Origin of the sequence: Robertmurraya mesotrionivorans (genome assembly GCF_050971805.1) — a bacterium.
Lineage (GTDB): Bacteria > Bacillota > Bacilli > Bacillales > Cytobacillaceae > Robertmurraya_A.
Genome location: NZ_JBPCCH010000014.1, coordinates 75728 through 97046, shown reverse-complemented (window position 1 = coordinate 97046; position 21319 = coordinate 75728). Strand labels below are relative to the sequence as shown.

Genomic DNA, 21319 nt, shown 5'->3' with positions numbered 1-21319 from the left:
GCCCCTTGGTCAAGCGGTTAAGACACCGCCCTTTCACGGCGGTAACACGGGTTCGAATCCCGTAGGGGTCACCAAGTATTTTCATGTAAGTGAAAATAACATTCAATTTCGGAGGATTAGCTCAGCTGGGAGAGCACCTGCCTTACAAGCAGGGGGTCGGCGGTTCGATCCCGTCATCCTCCATTAGGATTTTTTCACGAAGTGAAAATAATCATCCTTCTTTCACGCTAGTGGAAAATAGTCATCCTTAATAAATTCACGAAATAAAAAATAGCTTAAATTTGCCGGCGTAGCTCAATTGGTAGAGCAACTGACTTGTAATCAGTAGGTTGGGGGTTCAAGTCCTCTCACCGGCACCACGCTTCATTTAGAATAATGGAGGGGTAGCGAAGTGGCTAAACGCGGCGGACTGTAAATCCGCTCCCTTGGGTTCGGCGGTTCGAATCCGTCCCCCTCCACCATTTCATTTACATAGTAAGTCTAAAACTGGACAAGCTAAAGATGTCCTTTTTATTTTGACTTTTGGGCTATAGCCAAGCGGTAAGGCAACGGACTTTGACTCCGTCATGCGTTGGTTCGAATCCAGCTAGCCCAGTCGGAAAAGCGGAAGCAACTTGAATAGGGGCGACAGGTATAAGGCGAAGATCGTAGGAGGTCCTGACCTCTGAAGGGCTTTGACTTATAACCCCGAGCCCCTAGTTGCTGTAGCTAGACACTAATATTTTGAGCCATTAGCTCAGTCGGTAGAGCATCTGACTTTTAATCAGAGGGTCGAAGGTTCGAGTCCTTCATGGCTCATTGAAACCTTAGGAGTTTTCCTAAGGTTTTTTTGCGTGCCTTTTTTTCAGAATATTGGATATAGACTGCATATTTATGCGTGATTTTGTCGAGTTGAGTCATAGACATAGAAATGTATACAATAGGAGGTAGAACAGACAGGGGGTTAGAGGATGAAAAAACTATCTATTATTGGGATGCCAATGGATCTTGGTCAAATGAGACGTGGGGTAGATATGGGGCCAAGTGCCATTAGGTATGCTGGGGTTGTTGAAAGATTACGAAACCTTTTTGATGAAGTTCATGATTTAGGGGATATCCCGATTGGAAGACCAGAGGTTGTGATAGACGAGCAATCTAATTTAAGAAACTTACATCTTGTGGCAGAAAAAAATGAGGCACTATCAAAGGAAGTTGATCAAGCGATCTCTGCAGGAGCATTTCCGCTTGTCCTTGGAGGAGACCACAGTATTGCGATTGGTACACTAGCTGGAGTTTCAAAGCATTACAAAAGTTTGGGTGTTATCTGGTATGACGCACATGGGGACCTTAATACAGCGGAAACATCACCTTCTGGAAATATCCATGGAATGCCACTAGCTGTAAGTCTTGGGATAGGACATGAGATATTAACAAGTGTCGGAGGATATGAACCTAAAATTAAGCCTGAAAATATTGTTATAATAGGTGCCAGAGCACTTGATGATGGAGAAAAAGAGTTAATAAAAGAGATTGGTATAAAAGTATATACGATGCATGAAATCGATCGTTTAGGTATGACAAAGGTAATGGAAGAGACGATAGAGTATTTAAAAGAGAGAACAGATGGGGTACATCTCTCTTTAGACTTAGATGGGCTAGATCCGCATGATGCTCCAGGAGTAGGAACGCCTGTTACTGGAGGTATTAGCTACCGAGAAAGCCACCTTGCCATGGAGATGCTAGCAGAATCTAAACTTATTACATCTGCTGAATTTGTGGAAGTTAATCCAATTTTAGATGATAAAAATAAAACAGCTTCAGTTGCTGTTGCATTAATGGGTTCTTTATTTGGCGAAAAGTTATTATAAAATAATAGCAGTAACTCTCATAAAGAGTTGCTGCTATTTTTCATTAAGCGATCGTATTTATTTAATAGATTGTCCAATTTTTTACTAAGTTTGATTACCTTTTCATTGCTTAATGAAGAGTGAGATGCTTGACTCAACATTTTACTTCGATGAGCTTCAATGTCTTTTAGCAGAGATTGCTTATCCATATGATTCACTCCTATACGTAATGATATAATAATCTCCCTAATTGCTACATTTATACCCAGAGCCTAAATTTTTAAACAATTTACAGTAAATATTTGTTAAAATATGTAGTGGAGAAAAATTTTTTGTAAGAAATGAAACCTTTTCCGGTATCGATACGTATTATCGAGTAGCCGCATTAGAGCGGAGGTATAGGAATGGAAGCACTGATTAAAAAAAGAATCAAGCAAGTGTTAAAAGGGGACCAAAGTGCATACGGGGAAATCGTTGAGATATATAAGGATAAAGTTTTTCAACTTTGTTACCGAATTCTCGGAAATCGTCATGAAGCAGAGGATATGGCACAAGAGGCATTCATTAGAGCATATGTTAACATATCAAGCTTTAATATTGATTTAAAGTTTTCAACATGGTTATATAGAATTGCAACAAATCTATGTATTGACCGGATTCGAAAGAAAAAGCCGGACTATTACCTTGATGCAGAAGTATCTGGCACAGATGGACTGACCATGTATTCTCAAATTGCCTCAGATACGATTCTTCCTGAGGATGAAATAGAGAGTCTCGAATTACAAGAGACCATTCAACGAGAAATTACTAAGCTGCCAGAAAAATATCGATCTGTGATTGTCTTAAAATATATTGAAGAACTTTCATTAAATGAGATTAGTGAGATTCTTGATATCCCACTAGGCACAGTAAAAACAAGGATACACAGGGGTAGGGAAGCATTACGACACCAATTAAGAAATGTTTAATGAGAGGTGAAAATCAGTGAAGTGTCCAGATAACATTGTCTTGTATATGCATGAATATCTAGATGAAGAAATTGAAGAGCATGATGAACATTTACTAAAAAAGCATTTACAGACCTGCCCAAAATGTCAAAGTTATTTTCATGAATTAGAGAAGGCAATTGCCTTAGTGCAGAGCACTTCTCATATACAGGCTCCAAGTAATTTTACTGAAAATGTAATGGCTCGACTTCCTAAAGAAAAAAGAAGGGTAAGTGTAAACCGATGGTTCCGACACCATCCTTTGTTGACCGCTGCCTCTCTTTTTATCATATTAATGACAGGCAGTTTATTATCAACTTGGAACAAAGATCATGAGTTTTCAGTAACAAAGCAACCCAATTTAGTAGTTCATAATAATACCGTTATTGTTCCTGAGGGCGAAGTAATTAAAGGGGATATTACAGTTAGGAATGGTGACCTTCAAATTGAGGGAATAGTTGAAGGTGACGTAACGGTCATTAACGGAGAAAACTATTTAGCCTCTGCGGGAGATGTTACGGGTGATATTAAGGTAGTAAATGAAGTGTTTGAGTGGATTTGGTATCATGTAAAAAAGACAAGCAAAGAACTAGTTAGCGTTTTTCGAGATAAGGATTGAATAATTAGTCGCTCGTATAAGAGTGACTAATTTTTTGTCATTTCATTTTTATGTTATAATGAGAAAGTTAAACAAAACTTTTAGCTTAATGCTTTGAAATATATATTTGGAGGAAGTACAATGTCGATTGCGGATTTCGATGTTTTGAAATACTTATCCATTACCATTGACATTCTCCTAGTTTGGTACGTGATCTATAAGCTGATCATGGTTATTAAAGGTACTAAGGCGGTCCAACTGCTTAAAGGGATATTTGTTATATTAATGGTTACAGTGATTAGTGATTGGTTTAGCCTAAAAACACTGAATTGGATGATGGAACAAGTATTGCTTTGGGGAGTTCTTGGAATTATTATTATCTTTCAACCCGAGCTTAGAAGAGCACTTGAACAGCTAGGCCGAGGACGTTTCTTCTCTCGAACAGGAGTACAGGAAGAGGAAGAACAGGAAAAAATGGTAGAAGCGATTACGAAGGCAACCGATTATATGGCAAAGCGTCGAATCGGTGCGTTAATGTCAATTGAAAGAGAAACTGGTATGGGAGATTACATAGAGACTGGGATTGGCTTACAAGCAAAAATCTCCTCAGAGTTATTAATTAATATATTTATACCGAATACTCCGCTTCATGATGGGGCTGTTATCATTCAAAAGAATATGGTTGCCGCTGCTGCCTGTTATCTTCCATTATCTGAGAGCCCTTTTATTTCTAAAGAATTAGGAACAAGGCACAGAGCAGCTCTAGGAATTAGTGAAGTGACTGATAGTGTAACGGTTATTGTCTCTGAAGAAACAGGGGCAATCTCACTTACCAAAAATGGAGAACTTCACCGTGACTTGAAGCTTGAGCAATTTAAGCAAATGTTAGCTAATGAATTTATTACTCCAATGAAGCCGAAGCAAGCCTCCACACCTCGATGGAATTGGAGGGGAAAAAAGAATGGATAATTTAATTGATAAACTAATTGATAATCGATGGTTTATTAGGGTTGTTGCTTTGCTATTAGCTTTTTTGCTCTTCATATACGTGTACGACGGAGAAGATTTGGCTATTAATGTGCCACAGGATCAAGAAACGGAAACAATCACAGACGTTCCTGTGAAGAGTTATTATGATACGGAAAACCTTGTCGTAAGTGGGGTTCCAAGTACTGTAACAATCAAGTTAAGTGGGCCTAAAAATCTCTTGCAGCAAGCAAAGACCTCTCGATCATTTGAAGTGTATGTAGATTTATCAGAGGCAGAGATAGGTACGCAACGAGTACCGATTGAAATAAGAGATGTGTCTGACAGACTAACGGTGGAAATTGAACCGGATTATGCTAATGTATCTATACAGGAGAAGGTAACACAGGAATTTAAGGTGGAGCCCGAATATAATACAAGTCTTGTTGCAGATGGGTATACCGCTGAGCAGGCAGTTGTTAAGCCTAACAAAGTTAAAATTACCGGCGCAAAAGATGTAATTGAAAAAATCACATATGTAAAAGCAACGATAGATTTAGAAGGCAAAATTGAAGATACTGTAACGAAGGAAGCAAAAATTTTAGTCTTGGATCAAGACCTTAATAAGCTTGATGTCACTCTAGATTCAGATACAGTAGAAGTGACCATACCTGTAAAGGCTTCTAGTAAAGAAGTTCCAATAAAAATTGTTGAAAAGGGCACTCCCCCCAGTGGGGTAACGATTGACTCGATTAATTTAGCTCAATCGCAAGCAACCATACTTGCTAAAGCGGATATATTAGACAAGACAGAATCTGTTCGTGTGGAGGTAGATGTTAGTTCAATAAATGATGATACGACTCTAACTCTGCCAGTCATTATATCTGAAGGCATTGTTAAAGTGGATCCAGAGACTGTTGATGTCACCATTAAGGTTAGTCGGGAAGAGGATATTACCTTTTCAAATATTCCCATCAAAGCAAATGGGTTGGCAGCTGACTTAAATATGTCATACAAAGAACCTCTTGAAGGATCGGTTTCAATTACTGCAACGGGTGAGAGTAGTATAATAGGTTCCTTAAAAGAAAGTGACTTTAGCGTCATCCTTGATTTAGCCGGCCTAGGTGAAGGAGAACATAGTGTCGACTTGAACGTCACTGGTCCAACGAATATTAATTGGACGATAAACCAACAGACAGCAAAAATATCGATTACAAAACGAGAAGCATAGATGCACAACAATTATTAAGGAGAGATCTTTTAATGGGTAAATATTTCGGTACTGATGGGGTGCGAGGAGTAGCAAACAGTGAGTTAACTCCAGAATTAGCATTTAAACTAGGACGTTTTGGTGGGTATGTTTTAACAAAAGATAAAGAACGTCCAAAGGTGATCATTGGACGTGACACTCGTATTTCAGGACATATGCTTGAAGGAGCACTTGTTGCAGGCCTTTTATCTATCGGTGCAGAGGTAATGCGCTTAGGAGTGATTTCGACACCTGGAGTGGCATATTTAACGAAAGCACTTGGAGCACAAGCTGGAGTTATGATTTCAGCTTCTCATAACCCGGTAGCTGATAACGGAATTAAGTTTTTTGGACCGGATGGCTTTAAGCTTTCGGATGAGCAAGAACTTGAGATTGAAGGTTTAATGGATCTAGAAAAAGATGAATTGCCTAGACCAGTAGGTTCAGACTTAGGACAAGTTAATGATTATTTTGAAGGTGGACAAAAATATCTACAATACTTAAAACAAACGGTTGATGAAGATTTTACGGGAATACATATTGCTCTAGATTGTGCTCACGGTGCTACTTCTTCACTTGCTACACATTTATTTGCTGACCTAGATGCAGATCTTTCAACAATGGGAGCATCTCCAAATGGACTAAACATCAATGACGGTGTTGGTTCTACACATCCTGAAGCACTTGCAGCTTTTGTTAAAGAAAAAGGAGCGGATGTGGGTCTCTCTTTCGATGGTGATGGAGATAGACTAATTGCGATTGATGAAAATGGAGACATCGTTGACGGAGATCAGATTATGTATATTTGTGCTAAGTTCATGAAGGAGCAAGGAAGACTTAAGCACAATACAGTTGTTTCGACTGTGATGAGTAATCTCGGATTTTATAAGGGCTTGGAAGGTCACGGAGTTGAAAGTGTTCAAACAGCAGTAGGTGACCGTTATGTTGTTGAAGAAATGAAAAAGACCGGCTACAACTTAGGTGGAGAACAGTCAGGGCATATCATTTTCCTTGACTACAATACGACCGGAGATGGATTGCTTACAGGCCTGCAGCTAGCAAATATCATGAAAATCACGAAGAAGCCGCTTTCGGAGCTTGCAGGAGATATGCAAAAATTCCCTCAAAAGCTGGTAAACATCCGTGTGACTGATAAATACCATGTTACAGACAATGAAAAGGTGAGTGCTATTATTTCAGAGGTAGAGGCAGAAATGAATGGGAACGGACGTATCCTTGTTCGACCTTCAGGTACAGAGCCACTTGTTCGAGTAATGGCAGAAGCACCAACAGAGGAGCTTTGTGAGTCTTACGTAAGCCGTATAGCAGCAGTTGTTCAGGACGAAATGGGACTATAAAGTCACCTATTAATATGCATGAGGGGAACGTTTACAACTCCTCATGCATATTTTTTATATATGGGATACCTTATGTCACATAGTTTTTTGTTGACGAAGGCCTATCCATATTGTATGATTATCCTGATTTTGTAAAGAATGCAGAAGGAGGATAGAGGTTAATAAATAAGGAAACTTAAAGCGCCTGAACTAGCTGATGGACGAAGAACAGCTAGTTGACGAGGAGGAGGTTTATCGATTTTTCGGCGGATGCCTCCCGATTGTTAAGCACAATCGTATGCTTTTTCTAAAAATCATCAGGGTAACCGGGTGGACAAAGGGAAAAAGAATGCTTAAATCAATAAAAGCTAACAATAAATCTTACAGAGACTAGGGGGCAAGTCTGCCCTCGTTAGCAACTTGCCTCCTTAAATTAGGAGGAATTACACTTATGTGTGGAATCGTTGGATATATCGGTAATAATGATTCAAAGGAAATATTATTAAAAGGGCTAGAAAAGCTTGAATATAGAGGTTATGATTCTGCTGGTATTGCAGTAATGAATGATCAAGGCGTTCATGTGTTTAAGGAAAAGGGTCGTATTGCCGACTTACGTGAAATTGTCGACTTAGATGTAATGGCAAACACAGGGATCGGCCACACTCGCTGGGCGACACACGGTGTGCCAAGTAAAGTGAATGCTCATCCACATCAAAGCTCTACATCTCGTTTAACACTTGTTCATAATGGCGTTATTGAGAACTATGACTTGTTAAAGAAAGAGTATCTACAAAATGTTCACTTTGAGAGTGACACAGATACGGAAGTTATCGTTCAATTAATTGATTTATTTGTGAGTGAAGGTCTTGAAGTAGAAGCTGCATTCCGTAAAACATTAAAACTTTTGAAGGGTTCATATGCTCTAGCATTGCTTGACTCCCAAAACAATGAGACGATTTTTGTTGCGAAAAACAAGAGTCCTCTTCTAGTTGGTCTTGGAGACGGGTTCAATGTAGTGGCTAGTGATGCAATGGCGATGCTTCAAGTTACTAACCAATATGTAGAACTAATGGATAAGGAAGTAGTAATTGTTACGAAAGATGAAGTAACAATTCAAAATCTTGAAGGGGAAACCATTACTCGTGCACCTTATACAGCAGAGCTTGATGCAAGTGATATTGAAAAAGGCACATACCCACACTACATGTTGAAGGAAATTGATGAGCAGCCAGCTGTGATTCGTAAAATCATTCAACAGTACCAAAATGAGTCAGGTCAGCTTGTGATTGACCAAGACATTGTGGATGCAGTGGATCAATCTGATCGAGTGTATATCATTGCTGCAGGAACTTCTTATCACGCTGGGCTTGTTGGGAAGCAGTTAATTGAAAAAATTGCTCAAATCCCAGTGGAGGTTCATATTGCGAGTGAATTTGCTTATAACACACCTTTATTATCAGCAAATCCACTATTTATCTTTATTTCTCAAAGTGGTGAGACTGCAGACAGCCGTCAGGTACTAGTTCATGTGAAAAAGCTTGGTTATAAGACGTTAACAGTAACAAATGTACCAGGTTCAACATTGTCACGTGAAGCGGACTATACACTGCTACTTCATGCTGGTCCAGAGATCGCGGTTGCATCTACAAAAGCATACACGGCACAAATTGCTGTTCTGTCTATCTTGTCAGAAGTAATTGCGAAAAAACGAGGCCTTGAAGTAAGCTTCGATTTAATTCATGAGCTAGGAATTGTAGCAAATGCCATCGAGGTACTTTGTGATTCTAAAGATGAGTTTGAAGCCATTGCACGTGAGTATTTATCAACCACTAGAAATGCATTCTTTATTGGACGTGGAATCGACTTCTATGTAGTTCTTGAAGCTTCACTAAAGCTGAAAGAAATCTCTTATATTCAAGCGGAAGGCTTTGCAGGTGGAGAATTAAAGCATGGAACAATCGCTTTAATCGAAGATGGTACTCCAATCATAGCTCTAGCAACTCAAGAAAGTGTGAACCTAAGCATTCGCGGAAATGTGAAAGAGGTAGTGGCTCGTGGAGCAAACCCATGTATCATTTCAATGAAAGGCTTAGAAATGGAAGAAGATCGATTTGTTATTCCAGAAGTACACGAAATTTTAACACCTTTAGTCTCTGTCATTCCAACCCAGCTGATCGCTTACTATGCAGCACTACACCGTGAGTGTGACGTAGATAAGCCAAGAAACCTTGCAAAATCAGTAACGGTTGAGTAATTACTATTTAAAAATGTCTACCACTGTTCAACAACATTAATGTTGGTAACTAAACATTAATGTTGGTAACTAGACAATATTGTTAGTAACTCAAACATTATTGTTGGTAACTATCATTTGGACTTTGCGTAGTATGTTAATTAAAGATTGTTATGTAAGACACAATCCTATAAAGGATTGTGTCTTTTTCATATAAAGGAGTAAATAACCAAGTAAGAGCTATATTTTTGAGTAGGGTTTATTTTTTTATTTTTGAATACATAATATAGTGGCAAATTAAAAAGGAGGGATACCTATGAAGGGTTCTCCAAAAAGAGTAACTCCAGTTAATTTTTGGATTAAATATAAAGAAAAGGTACCGGAGAATATAAAAGGATTAATATATGATCAATACTATAGTAAGGAAACTATGTATGTTTATTGTGATATGTCCATGAAACCGGGATATACCACAATGGCAATTTCGTGTTCATATATAAAAGAAGGTACTGTAATAGTAAAGCACCAGTATATATACCCACCTGAGGAGAGTTTTAAAAAGAATATATATGGAGAATTAAAGGCGATAATCTTTGCCCTTTCTAACTATAAAAAGTATATAGGAAGTTGTAAATCAATGGTTATATATTCAGATGTTTTTAATATAGAAAAAATACTAATTAAAGAAATTACATTTAAAAAAAGTAAATCTTTAAAAATAGTTCAAGATGAACTAATTAACCTGTACAAGGTATCAGGGAATAAAATAAACTCCAAGTGCATTGAGATAAAATATCTCACTGAAGAACTTAAAAGGTATAATCCTTTTTATAAGAGTGCACATAATGCAGCAAGGGAACTCTTTAAATAGACTCTCTGCTACTTTACTAGGTGCATAGAAGGGGCAGAGGATATTCTTCATGTCGGTTCTTATTTACAATAAAGATTGTGAAGAATTGTACTTAAATAAAAGGAGCAGGTTTCTTGAAGAAGGAATATTGCCTTATAGTGAGGAATAGTAAATTGTAAAAACCTTGGGGAGTGAGAAAATGACGACAAGTAATAAAATTAATGAGTCTAAAAGTATCCCTTTTAGATTAATTGAAAACAAGGAAGAAACAAATAACTTAGTTATTGTCTTACCTGGGGCTGGTTACACAACGCAAGCTCCATTATTACACTTTACAACAGGGTTATTCTACACTAAAGGCTTTGATATATTACATATTAACTATTCGTTTAGTAGGCAAGAGATGTCTACTTTAAATGATAGGGATTTAGCAAGAGATGTACAATTAGCAATCGAAAACGCAATAAAGGACAAGAAATACAGTAATTATTATGTAGTGGCTAAATCGATCGGAACAAAGGTTTTGTGTTATCTGCTCGATAATACAATGTTGAAAGATGTAAAAGTAGTATGGTTGACACCATTACTACAAAATGATGATGTATTTAATGCAATGGTTAACAGTGATAATAAAGGACTTTGTATTTTTGGAGAAAAAGATAGTTTTTGTTTTATTGAGGAACGCTTTGAAAAATTGAAAGATAATCAAAATCTTATATTAAAAGTGGTTGATGGTGGAAATCACAGTTTAGAGCTTGAAAAAGACACTATAAGCTCTATTGAGATGTTAAAGAGTGTAATTTCTTATATTAATGAGTTTTAAACTTAAGGGGTGTGTTGGTCCAGAAAGGATTAACCGCCTTTTATTATTAAATTCTTTATTTAACAAAAGAAGCCGGATAGTTGTAGAAAAACAGGTGATTTTTTATATCGGAGAGAATATATAAAGAAATAAAAAACTTAAGGTGGCTAGAAAATGGGAATGTCGGATTATTATAAAAAACTCCGAGAAAAAGTCGGTAATGAACTGATTTTAATGCCGAGTGTAGCTGGGATTGTTCGGAACGATTTGGGAGAAATTTTATTACAAAATAAAGGAAACGGCGAGAAGTGGAGCCTCCCTGCAGGTGCAATTGAACTTGGAGAAGCACCTGCCGAAGCAGTTGTTCGTGAAGTATGGGAAGAGACAGGATTATATGTTGTGCCGCAAAAGTTATTAGGTGTATTTGGTGGGAAAGACTTTCGTTACCAATATCCTAATGGTCATCAAGTGGAGTATAACGTCTTTATGTTTGATTGCGTTATTAAAAGTGGTGAACTTAGCCCAATAGATAACGAAACGGCTGAACTTCAATATTTTAGTCCAGGTAATATGCCTGAACTTGCTTTACCTTACCCTAAAGATTTATTTTTACATAGGGAAAATAGTGAATTATATTTTCAGTGGAATGAACAGTGGTTAAAAAATCTTTCTCAAAAATAATTCTTTCTTGTTGAACAAACGGATTGCAAGAGTAGAAGAAAGGGTCGCTGCGGGATCCTTTGGTCTTATAGCAAACAAAATTGGAGGAATAATGCGTGATACAAAATGTAGGTACTGAAGAGGCTGTTAAAAGATGGGATTCCTTTGCAGATACATATTCCAAAAACCATACCGAACAAGGAGACTTACATAAAGAAGTCTTCTTAAATCCCACTTTATTTTCACTAATGGAGAATGTAAATAATAAAAAAGTATTAGATGCTGGATGTGGTGAAGGATATTTAAGCAGGATTTTATCCAAATTAGGAGCTACTGTGACAGCAGTGGACTATTCTCCAAGAATGTTAGAAATTGCTAAAGAGAGAACTTCAAGAGATATATTAATTGATTATAAACAAGGTAATTGTGAGGATTTGAATATTTTTGAAGATAAAAGTTTCGATTTAATAGTGTCCAATATGGTTATTCAAGACCTTGCAAATTATAAAAAAGCATTTTCAGAAATGTATCGTTTATTAGTAGATGGAGGCTGTTTTATCTTTTCGATACTCCATCCTTGTTTTGTTACTCCAGAATGTGGTTGGGAGAAAACAGAGAGTGGTGAAAAGTTACACTGGAACGTAGATAAATATTTTTATGAAGGTGCTTATGAACAAGGTTTAGGCGATAAAGAGAAAATGCTTTTCTTCCATAGAACATTAACAAGCTATATAAACACTCTAATCAAAACAGGTTTTGTCTTAGAAAGTATTGTAGAGCCGAAGCCGTCAAAAGAGATGCTTAAAAAATATCCATCTTTTGAAGAAGATTTTAGATGTGCTGATTTTATCGTTTTTAAGTTAAAAAAATAATTAGCAATTTAGCCATTTGAATTATTATAAAGGGGATTGCTTAATGCGAGATAGAGGTTCGGTTGTGTTAATAGAAAATAATAAGGTCGGATTAATTCGAAGACTTAGAGATGGCTCTGTTTATTATGTTTTTCCAGGTGGTGGAATTGAAGTTGGTGAAACTCCAGAAGAGGCAACAAAAAGAGAAGCGTTAGAGGAATTGGGAGTTGAGGTACAGGTTAATGAGTGTATCGCAAAAATTGAATATAACGGAACTCAATATTTTTTTCTATCAAAAATAATTAAAGGAACCTTTGGTAATGGTGAAGGCGAAGAGTTCATTGACAATAAAAGAAACAGAGGATCCTATTTGCCTGTATGGGTTGATATAGAAATGCTATCATCTATAGATGTAAAACCTAAAGAAGTTTCTTTAAAAGTACAATCTTTATTCAGCTAACGGGAGAGTAACAATGAAATATAAAATAAGATTAGCGAATGAAAACGACTTATCAGGTTTATGTGATATTAGGAATAATAAAGATTTATTCACGAATTATTTAAAGCAATTTGCAAAAAAGGAAGTATATTTGGCAATTGCTGAACAAGATTCAATTATATTAGGTTTTGGAGTTCTTAAATTAAATGGTACTATGCTTCCTAAATTAAGTGACCTATATGTAAAAGAGAATTATCGGAGAAATGGTATAGGTTCAGATTTAATTAAGTATAGAGAAAATATTGCAAAGAGTTTAAGTTATTCTGAGATATTTGTGAGTGTTGACCCAATAGAAAATCCCAAAATGATAAAGTTAATTTGCAAACACGGTTACGAACCTATCTCCGAACCATATTTAAAAAAAGCCCTATTTTATAATGATAATGGTACTACCTATAATAAAACCTATACAAGAATTGATTTAAAGAAGTTGTTGAAATAACGGGCAGCATTCCTGTAATAGTTGAAAAAGAAAATTGTATTAATAGCTAAGAGATTGTGAACCAATACACTTGAATAAACGGGGGCATTAATCCAAGAAGGATTAATGTCTTTATTTGTTGGAGTTACCTATTGAACAATAGGAGCAGGATAGTGGAAGAGGGTACTTATCCAAAGGAATAAGTACCCTTTTTATTTAACTTATTGAAGTCCATTATACATTAAGAGATAATTAATGGCTTGACAGTGAAAAAATACATATTAAATTTCTAATCTTATGAAACTTATTCTAAAACTTTTAAGTCTAAACAATGATTTTATATGGGGGTGAACAAACTTGTGGGTTTGAAAAAAGAGAGAGAACTAACAAAAGAAGAAACATTAGAGGTCCTAGTTGATGACTACTGGCTAGGTGTAAAAAAGTTAGCCTATACATACGTAAAGGACTGGGCATTAGCTGAAGATATTACACAAGAAGTTTTCATAAAGTGCTATAACAATTTGGAACGATTTCGTGGAGATTCGAGTTATAAGACGTGGCTATATAAGATCACCGTGAACAGATGTAAGGATGAGTTTAGAAGCAAATGGTATCGTACGTTTAGTTTCCTAGATGGGGAAATGGTAAGAGGAGTAAATACTTCTATATCAGCAGAGCAATCTTTTCTTGAAGAGGATGGAAGGCAAGAGTTTTATGAACTGGTGTTGGCTCTTCCCATGAAATATCGTGAAGTTATTATCCTATACTATTACGAAGAAATGAGCCTTGATGATATTCATAACCTCCTAGAAACAAATATTAATACCGTGAAAACTAGGCTTAAACGAGGGAAGTTACTATTAAAGAACATGGTGTCAGGAGGGTCTTTTCATGGAAGATAAACTCAGAAGCCTGAAAAAAGAAATGGATAGTAAAGTATTTAAAGACATTCCTTTTAATAGAAACGCAAGTATAAATTCTGTTTTAGAAGGAACAAAAAGGACCAGTGATCGTAGAAAGGGATACTTTTATTCACTTAAGAAAGGAATCCCAGAGGTACTAAGTGTCGTGGTTTGTGCAGCAATATTATTCGTGTTGGTTAATATAGGGATAGACAATTACACTGGTTCTGAAATCGAAAAACCAGTAGAGGTACAAAAGGAAACACTAAGTATTGAAGAAAATGATACTTTGTACGAACCAACTCCCAAGGAGGAGGATTATACAAAGGTAACAAGAGAAGAGGTCTTTGAAAAAATGTTTAACACTGTTCAATATTTTGATACAGCTAAGGGAGAGTTTCAGTTACACTATGGTGGCGGAGGAGAGTCAGTAGATGTAACCGTGCAATACGAACTAAGTTTAAAACAAAACGGTGGGTTTTCTCGAGAGTTTAATAATAATACAAGTGATTTAAATTATTATCAAAATGATAAGTATTGGCGTTTGAATGAAGAGGCTAAATATTATGCAACTATGACATTCCCTGGTAGTACGAAAGGTGATTCAGAAGATAACAAAAAGCTCTTAGACATAGACCAATACGGTGACATCACTATACTCTCAAATAGAGATATACCACCTATTGGAATTGCAAAGGAATCTTTATTCCCTGATGAAATGATAGGGAATTATATTGCTAATATTAACGATATAACGATAGAAAAACAAAATGAAAAGTTGCTAGGTCATAATACGATTGTTATGATGGCGAAGGTCCAGAATAGAAAGAGTATAGAAAAAATGCGATTATGGGTCGATAAGGATACAGGGATATTGGTGAAATTTGAAACCTATAACTCTGCTGGAGCAGTTGTAGACTATTTATCTCCTACGAAACTGGAAATAAATGTTCCTGTAGACACGAAAAAATTCACCCCAAATTTAGAAGGATATACAGACTATCAGCAAGGTAAAGAAACAGAAGAACCTAGTATGACTATTGGTGATATAGACGAGATTCCTAAAGAGTTAAAGAATCAATGGGAAGAAGCAAAGGCAAAACCAAATGAGACCACACTCTTACATATAGATGATACTTGGTATATCTATGTTAAGAAAGGCTACTTAGTAAACTATGTAGAAGTAAATGGGAACGAGGGGATATTATATCTAGCAAAAACGAGTGCTCAAAAATCGCATGAAAATTTCACAACCCTTATAACAGGTTATAAAGTTGACTCTCTAAAGGTTGTTTATGAATAAATTTCTTAGAATATCAAATTAAAATTAGTTCTTAATAGCTTTCAATACCAAGAAGGGCTCTCTTAAAAATAAGAGGCTCTTTTTGTTTAAAACATAAGGTCTAGATGTAATGCCCAAATTTCACTGTCATTTTTAGAAAAAAGTTTTTAATTTTTACTTATAAACGAAACATTTGATCATATGTAAATCGTCTAATTAATAAATAATAGGAAACGTGAGGAGAGTCATGATTGAGAAGTTTAAGAATAACGAATCTACTGTATTAAACCATTTAAGTCAGGAAGAAAAATTAGCCTGGTTGATGAAGGAATACGGGAACGAAGTTATTCGAATCGCTTATACATATTTAAAACAAGAGCAGCTAGCTGAGGATGTTGCTCAAGATGTATTTATCAAATGCTATGAAAAATTAGATACATTTCGTAATGAATCTTCTTATAAAACATGGCTTATAAGTATTACAGTAAACAAATGTAAAGATGTTTTAAAGAGCTGGTCATACAGAAACCTAGTGATTACTGACTTTATAAGAGAGTATCTTATACCATACAACAAGGTACAGCAGGGGTTAGTTGATAAAAAAGAATTGTTGTCTAATAAGGTCATAGAATTGCCCTTGAAATTAAGAGAGGTCATGATTTTATATTACTATCAAGAGTTCACTATAGAAGAAATTTCCGATTTGTTAGGGGTAAATCCAACTACGGTTAGAACTAGAATGCACCGAGGTCGTTTGAAGTTAGAAGAATCGTTTAAGGGAGTGAGTTTTCATGAATAAGCAATTGGAAAACTTAAAGAAGGAAATAAATGAAGAATTATTAAACCATGTAGAGTTTAAAGATCAGCATAAAGACCAAGTGTTTCGTTCCATTAATGGTACTAAGCAGCAACGTCTGCCTCTGTTTAAATATAAATTTGGCGCTGTGTTAAGTTTTTCCGTTGTCGCGTTGATGTTTACTGGAATTAGTTACTTTGTAGGCACTCAATTACAGTTATTCAATGTTGAAGAGGAATCAGCATCTGTAAAGTCTATTGTTGAGAAACCAAGGGAAGAAAAGGATAGAAAACAAGAAACGGTCTATACTCCGCCAAAACAAGAGGAATATTACGAAGATATGACTAAGGAAGAGATCTTAACGAAAATGATTAATTCAGTAGATTATTTTGAGACAGCTAGGGGCGAATATAAGATTCATTACAGTTTTCAACCAGGTTATGAGAAAGTCGAATATGCGATGATTTTAAAGAATAAACCTGGGGGATATACAAAAACAATCAATGATAAAGATGAAGCTCGTAGTGAGTATTACCATGACGGTAAAACGTGGTTTGTTAACGAATCTTTTAAAAATTATATGGAGGCTCAAGTATTGAATGAAGAATTAGGGACAGGTGACACCCTTACATTAGAACAGGCTTTTTCGGTCGCATCAGACGGGAATTCCGTAACTAGCTATAGAGAAAGGCCTCCTATAGGGATGGCAAGTGCAACACTTTTCCCTTATGAAATTGCTTCTAATTACACTCGGGATTTAAACCGATGGGAGATAGAAAATCAAAACGAAGAACTCCTGGGCCACAACACGCTAGTGATTAAAGGAACAAAGAACCATAAAGATTTCCAATCGTTTCGTTTTTGGGTGGATAAGGATACAGGAATTTTGTTAAAGTATGAGACTTATAACGCGGCTGGAGAAGTGGTTGACTATTTACACCCTACTAGATTAGAAATTAATGTTCCAATTGATAGTCAACTGTTTGTTCCAAATTTAGAAGGTTATAACGCGCTGAAAGATCAATTTAATGTTGAAGTTGACCCCCGTGAAGAAGAGGTAGTTCATGTAGCAGGAACAAAATCCTCAACGGAAATAGATGAAGTGTTTAAACTTATGAAAAAAGAAATACCGTTCCTTTATGAGTTTACACATAAGGACTTAACACTAATTTCAGCAAGTTATGAAACCTTTAGGCAGTTTAAAACTGGATATTTATATTACAGTTTAGATCCAGACAAAGATAATAACTCAAACCAAATGCTATCGGTTAGAGTCCATCATAAAGACTCGTATGTTAGAGATACTGGCTCCTTTCAAATGACTGGTGAAACGTCAGTCACTCCATTTGAACAAAGCGGAATAAAGTGGGAAGGTAAAACCTCAAAGGATTCTGAAGGCGAATCAGTCCATTTAATAGGGAATCAAGGTGATTATATTTATGATATAGAAAGCCAGTACATTTCACTAGAGGATACTATTTCTTTTATGAAGGGCTTCCAGTTAGTAAATAAAATACCTTAAAGTTAGAAAGAGACATAAAAAAAGAATACCTAGTTTTTGTAGAGAGGATAAATAGCAAGGACTCTTCAGGCGGAAACAGTTGTACTAGTAGTTGGGACGATTGCATTTACCATTCCAGCTATAGGGCTGTCGGTATTCCTTAAAATTGGGATCCTTTCTTTATTAAAAAATAGGGGCAGCATTCCTGTAATGAATGAAAATGAGAATGGATCTAAAGATAAGATTGTGAAATTATACACTTAAATAAACGGGGGCTTTACTTGAAGAAGTCACATAAAAAAAGTCGGTTCCTTAACGCACTAAACCCTTGTAAATGATTTTTGTCACCTTTACAGACATATAAGACAGTAAACACAACATGAAAAATACACTCCATTCCTTAAAGGGCCAATTAATCAAATAAGGTTTATGGTTCTTTTTTTTTTATAATGCATCATATAATATATCGCTCGTCCAAACTACTGGTCGTTAAAAGGAGTGTTTTCATGGGCCAATTCCAATCATTAGAAATTGAATTCGATAAAGAAAGTAATCCTATTTACCCCTTTTATAATGAAGATTCTAATAACATCGAGATATTTAGAAATACCAAACCGTCAGCGTATTCCGAACTAGGGTGGATCCTTTTTGATTCTCAAGGGGCAAAGAATCAAACTAACGTGTACCGCTGCCCAACAAGAGCAGTCTCTTCTTGTACTAACGGTGCAGTTAGTTGAAGAAGGAAGCTTTGTTGAACATTTAACTGCTATTACGAATGCAATAAAAGATATCATTTAGGCAACCCTAATCAAATAAAAATATGGGAGCGGTTGCTATGAATAAATTAGTGAGACTGTTAGTTACGGTTTTCTTCTTAACTGCTGGAAATGTTTCTGGTACGAAAGTTACAGCAGTTGGAGGAGAGGAATATGAAGTTAAGGACCAAGCTACAAAGATGTTTATATATGATACAATGCAGGTATGGATGCATCATAGCTTAGTGGATTATTACCATAATAAATATCAAGCAGACTCAATAAATTGGGGAGAGCCTAAACCAGAAGGGTTACGTATTTGGATAAGAGAGCTTGGACCAAGTGAAAACGAAGGAAAATACACCCATCTTATAAAAATTTCTATACAACGAGATGAATTGATTATTAATAATAAGAAAAAAATTAAAACAGAAGATGAATTTACCTATGCAGTTAATGCACACCTACTTTCACTTTGTCCTGAATCAGGTAAGTCTGAAAAGGAATTTAAATTAATCAACTCTTATCATAAAGTGCGACCATAGATGGTCGCACTTTTATTTATTAAAGTTAATGTTAATACGAACAGATTAAATTATAAACGCAGCTTAGTTAATGAGAGCTATGTTTGAAAACAGACAAACCCTTTTCTTCTTATAGTAGTGAAGCAGGTTAGAATAAAAAGTTTTAACATTTTCACTTCGTGAAATGGTACAATTTGGGTAATCGATTGTTCAATAAGAAATGGGGTGAATTATCATTAAAAAGATTCCATCATTATTGGTTGTCTTTTTGTTAATACTTACCGCTTGTAGTTCAAAAACTTTTACATTTTCAGGAGAGACAGATAATTGGTCTGCTGAATTAAAGGTTACACAAACCAATGATGACTATGAAACACAGGAATTCAAACTTCAATATAAAGGTAAAGATATTAACTCCGTTGGTGAATTAACTTATAATATTGACACTAATGCGGGTGGCTTTGGAGAAAGTGGAATAAAGTTGACGAAGGGCGGTTTTCTTATCGGTAGAGATGAAGCGAATCCAACCAATGCCAAAGTCATTGAAGATTCAGAGGTAAAAGTGACAGTGGAATGGAATGGTAATGCTGAAACCATTTTATTAAGCAAGAATTAGATAGTAAGCTATTTGAAGCGATACTAAAAAGGCATCGCTTTTTTCGTGTATATATAGGGATATTGTGAAATATTGTACTCAAAGTATAGGGGGCATTGATCCAATTTTTGATAAGGTTGTTCAGAATATTTTTCTTGTAGTTCTCCTATATCCATTGTTAAATCTAACTTCTTAGCAATTCATATGATTTCACCCCAAAAAACCATCTTTATGGAGTGGCCATCCATTAAAATATTCACCCACTGTCATACGAGATAGCTGTTCATAAATTGTATCTATACGTTCTGTGGTTGCGCCAATTTGAATCGGTGAAGGCTGATTCGTTTCAAGGTTTACTCCTTTGAAATAGGGCTGATACTTCTAAATATTCTTTTGGACTAAGAATATAAGGATTTGAACGATATAGACCAACGTCAAAAACTTCTCCATCAATAGTTATCCAAGAGTGACAGAAAGGGAAGGGAACTGACTCAGCTTTCACGAACCCTAATTGTAATTTACAATCAATACCTTTGACATGCACCACGCCAAGCCTCTTTAACTGAGTGATCAAATACAGCTAAGAATGTATTTACAAGTTTTTCGTTAAAAGAGTACGGAGTGCCTTAGACTAAAGCTCGTTCTTTCCATAAACTTTTTTCGTCTAAGTTCTTATTTATACAGCATTTTTTATATCTCATTCCACACAAGCATTATTACGACCAACCAATTGGTTTATACTTCCTTTCCTTTGAATCTTCAAGTATTAACATAACATAGAACCAATTATTTTGTATCTAGGCATCCATTTGTGCAGCTACATTTAATCAGAGAAAGTTAAATGCAGTGTTTAGGCTGTCAATTGCTTAATCTAGCTACAAAAAAATAGTTTATACTATAACCAGATAGTAGAATGCTTTTAAATTCTAATGGAGTAGGGAGAGGCTTGAATGAAAGAAGAAGAGTTTGGAAAGTTCCTAGTTGAAGACAGTAAGATTGAAAGTAAGGACAAGGCTGTTCGTTCAAGATTGAGCAAAGCAAGAAAAGTGGAAGTTGAATTTCACGTTAATTTGGATGAAATTGTAAAAGATGATGAGGAGATGTATGAAACGTTAAAGAGAATTAAGAGAGAGCTAATTGACTCAAATGGTTCTATTCAGAATGCTTTGCGAAAATATTATATCTTTATTAACCAGAATGAATTTCCTACATTAAATCAATATGAAAAGAAGCATGCTCGTTACAGCAGATAGTAAAACACTTATTCACTATCAATCACAACTAAATCTAAATGTGTTAACACTCAACCGTAATTTAAAGGGAAAATCAAGTAGGTATTGTCAACACTTTTTCTATGCAAATCGTTGATATAAAAAGGTTTGGAGTAAAATGGGATTGCTTATGATAATTAGTGAGGGTAAATATAAGTGTGTAGTACATAAAGTTTGTTTATTTTGAATGAGGGGCGATAAATTTGATTTGCAATTGTGGAGGAGTATTGCTTGTTATTGGTGTCGAAGAACCATCAGAGCATTTATCTAAAAAGGAAAAACTTATATATAATCGTGTTTGTGATGTGGAATGTCAAAAGTGCGGTAAAATTTACTATTCGCAACCATATGATGACGGTATGGGCATAAATCTAGTAAGGAATACTAAGAAAAATTAAAAATAATGATTCGCAAC

General features: G+C 35.7%; 22 protein-coding genes and 5 tRNA genes. 26 read left to right on the top strand and 1 reads right to left on the bottom strand.

What is annotated here, in order from left to right; genetic code table 11:
* Positions 1–110 precede the first annotated feature (110 nt).
* From ACRX5O_RS18750 to rocF, 6 genes are all read left to right on the top strand, one after another.
* Positions 111–183, top strand: a tRNA-Val gene (locus ACRX5O_RS18750).
* 100 nt (positions 184–283) lie between these two features.
* Positions 284–359, top strand: a tRNA-Thr gene (locus ACRX5O_RS18745).
* An 18-nt stretch (positions 360–377) separates the two neighbouring features.
* Positions 378–461, top strand: a tRNA-Tyr gene (locus tag ACRX5O_RS18740).
* 62 nt (positions 462–523) lie between these two features.
* Positions 524–595: transfer RNA gene (locus tag ACRX5O_RS18735), tRNA-Gln, on the top strand.
* A gap of 130 nt (positions 596–725) precedes the next feature.
* Positions 726–798 (top strand) — tRNA-Lys (locus ACRX5O_RS18730).
* Between the two features lie 152 nt (positions 799–950).
* Positions 951–1847, top strand: coding sequence for an arginase (gene rocF / locus ACRX5O_RS18725; RefSeq protein ID WP_433907349.1), 897 nt, complete (start codon positions 951–953; stop codon positions 1845–1847).
* A gap of 17 nt (positions 1848–1864) precedes the next feature.
* Here the strand turns inward: rocF and ACRX5O_RS18720 are convergent, their stop codons facing one another.
* Positions 1865–2035 carry a Spo0E family sporulation regulatory protein-aspartic acid phosphatase gene (locus ACRX5O_RS18720; protein ID WP_433907348.1) on the bottom strand — a complete coding sequence of 57 codons (171 nt, stop codon included), beginning with the start codon at positions 2033–2035 and terminating at the stop codon, positions 1865–1867.
* Between the two features lie 195 nt (positions 2036–2230).
* Between ACRX5O_RS18720 and sigW the strand changes: the two genes are divergently transcribed.
* From sigW to ACRX5O_RS18620, 20 genes are all read left to right on the top strand, one after another.
* Entirely contained in the window at positions 2231–2794 is a 564-nt protein-coding gene (sigW, locus tag ACRX5O_RS18715; RefSeq protein ID WP_119706299.1) for an RNA polymerase sigma factor SigW, read from the top strand.
* Positions 2795–2810: 16 nt separating this feature from the next.
* Positions 2811–3431 carry a zf-HC2 domain-containing protein gene (locus ACRX5O_RS18710; protein ID WP_433907347.1) on the top strand — a complete coding sequence of 207 codons (621 nt, stop codon included), beginning with the start codon at positions 2811–2813 and terminating at the stop codon, positions 3429–3431.
* A 120-nt stretch (positions 3432–3551) separates the two neighbouring features.
* Positions 3552–4379 (top strand): diadenylate cyclase CdaA, encoded by an 828-nt coding sequence (gene cdaA, locus ACRX5O_RS18705; RefSeq protein WP_433907346.1) that lies wholly within the window; start codon positions 3552–3554, stop codon positions 4377–4379.
* Positions 4372–5607, top strand: a complete 1236-nt coding sequence (locus ACRX5O_RS18700; protein WP_433907345.1) for a CdaR family protein — start codon at positions 4372–4374, stop codon at positions 5605–5607. The genes cdaA and ACRX5O_RS18700 overlap by 8 nt, the downstream gene beginning before the upstream one ends.
* Positions 5608–5639: 32 nt before the next feature.
* A complete protein-coding gene (glmM, locus tag ACRX5O_RS18695; RefSeq protein ID WP_433907344.1) occupies positions 5640–6983 on the top strand; it encodes a phosphoglucosamine mutase in 1344 nt (447 codons plus the stop codon).
* 430 nt (positions 6984–7413) lie between these two features.
* Positions 7414–9216, top strand: a complete 1803-nt coding sequence (glmS, locus tag ACRX5O_RS18690; protein ID WP_433907343.1) for a glutamine--fructose-6-phosphate transaminase (isomerizing) — start codon at positions 7414–7416, stop codon at positions 9214–9216.
* Between the two features lie 295 nt (positions 9217–9511).
* Complete coding sequence (locus ACRX5O_RS18685; RefSeq protein WP_433907342.1) at positions 9512–10066, top strand: hypothetical protein; 555 nt, start codon at positions 9512–9514, stop codon at positions 10064–10066.
* Between the two features lie 178 nt (positions 10067–10244).
* Entirely contained in the window at positions 10245–10868 is a 624-nt protein-coding gene (locus ACRX5O_RS18680) for an alpha/beta family hydrolase (protein WP_433907341.1), read from the top strand.
* A gap of 153 nt (positions 10869–11021) precedes the next feature.
* Positions 11022–11528: an NUDIX hydrolase gene (locus ACRX5O_RS18675; RefSeq protein ID WP_433907340.1), complete on the top strand. Its 507-nt coding sequence runs from the start codon at positions 11022–11024 to the stop codon at positions 11526–11528.
* 95 nt (positions 11529–11623) lie between these two features.
* A complete protein-coding gene (locus tag ACRX5O_RS18670; protein WP_433907339.1) occupies positions 11624–12379 on the top strand; it encodes a class I SAM-dependent methyltransferase in 756 nt (251 codons plus the stop codon).
* Positions 12380–12422: 43 nt separating this feature from the next.
* Positions 12423–12818: an NUDIX hydrolase gene (locus ACRX5O_RS18665; RefSeq protein ID WP_433907338.1), complete on the top strand. Its 396-nt coding sequence runs from the start codon at positions 12423–12425 to the stop codon at positions 12816–12818.
* Between the two features lie 13 nt (positions 12819–12831).
* On the top strand, positions 12832–13299 hold the full coding sequence (locus ACRX5O_RS18660; RefSeq protein ID WP_433907337.1) for a GNAT family N-acetyltransferase: 468 nt from the start codon (positions 12832–12834) through the stop codon (positions 13297–13299).
* Positions 13300–13637: 338 nt separating this feature from the next.
* Positions 13638–14180: a sigma-70 family RNA polymerase sigma factor gene (locus tag ACRX5O_RS18655; protein WP_433907336.1), complete on the top strand. Its 543-nt coding sequence runs from the start codon at positions 13638–13640 to the stop codon at positions 14178–14180.
* Positions 14170–15483: a sigma-E factor regulatory protein RseB domain-containing protein gene (locus ACRX5O_RS18650; RefSeq protein WP_433907335.1), complete on the top strand. Its 1314-nt coding sequence runs from the start codon at positions 14170–14172 to the stop codon at positions 15481–15483. Before ACRX5O_RS18655 ends, ACRX5O_RS18650 begins: the two co-directional genes overlap by 11 nt.
* Positions 15484–15709: 226 nt before the next feature.
* Positions 15710–16261, top strand: a complete 552-nt coding sequence (locus ACRX5O_RS18645) for a sigma-70 family RNA polymerase sigma factor (RefSeq protein ID WP_433907334.1) — start codon at positions 15710–15712, stop codon at positions 16259–16261.
* Positions 16254–17780 (top strand): sigma-E factor regulatory protein RseB domain-containing protein, encoded by a 1527-nt coding sequence (locus ACRX5O_RS18640; protein ID WP_433907333.1) that lies wholly within the window; start codon positions 16254–16256, stop codon positions 17778–17780. Before ACRX5O_RS18645 ends, ACRX5O_RS18640 begins: the two co-directional genes overlap by 8 nt.
* A 627-nt stretch (positions 17781–18407) precedes the next feature.
* Complete coding sequence (locus ACRX5O_RS18635; protein WP_433907332.1) at positions 18408–18557, top strand: hypothetical protein; 150 nt, start codon at positions 18408–18410, stop codon at positions 18555–18557.
* 37 nt (positions 18558–18594) lie between these two features.
* On the top strand, positions 18595–19059 hold the full coding sequence (locus ACRX5O_RS18630) for a hypothetical protein (RefSeq protein ID WP_433907331.1): 465 nt from the start codon (positions 18595–18597) through the stop codon (positions 19057–19059).
* Positions 19060–19306: 247 nt separating this feature from the next.
* Positions 19307–19654: a hypothetical protein gene (locus ACRX5O_RS18625; RefSeq protein ID WP_433907330.1), complete on the top strand. Its 348-nt coding sequence runs from the start codon at positions 19307–19309 to the stop codon at positions 19652–19654.
* A 929-nt stretch (positions 19655–20583) separates the two neighbouring features.
* Positions 20584–20886 carry a hypothetical protein gene (locus ACRX5O_RS18620; protein ID WP_433907329.1) on the top strand — a complete coding sequence of 101 codons (303 nt, stop codon included), beginning with the start codon at positions 20584–20586 and terminating at the stop codon, positions 20884–20886.
* The last annotated feature ends 433 nt before the right edge of the window (positions 20887–21319 follow it).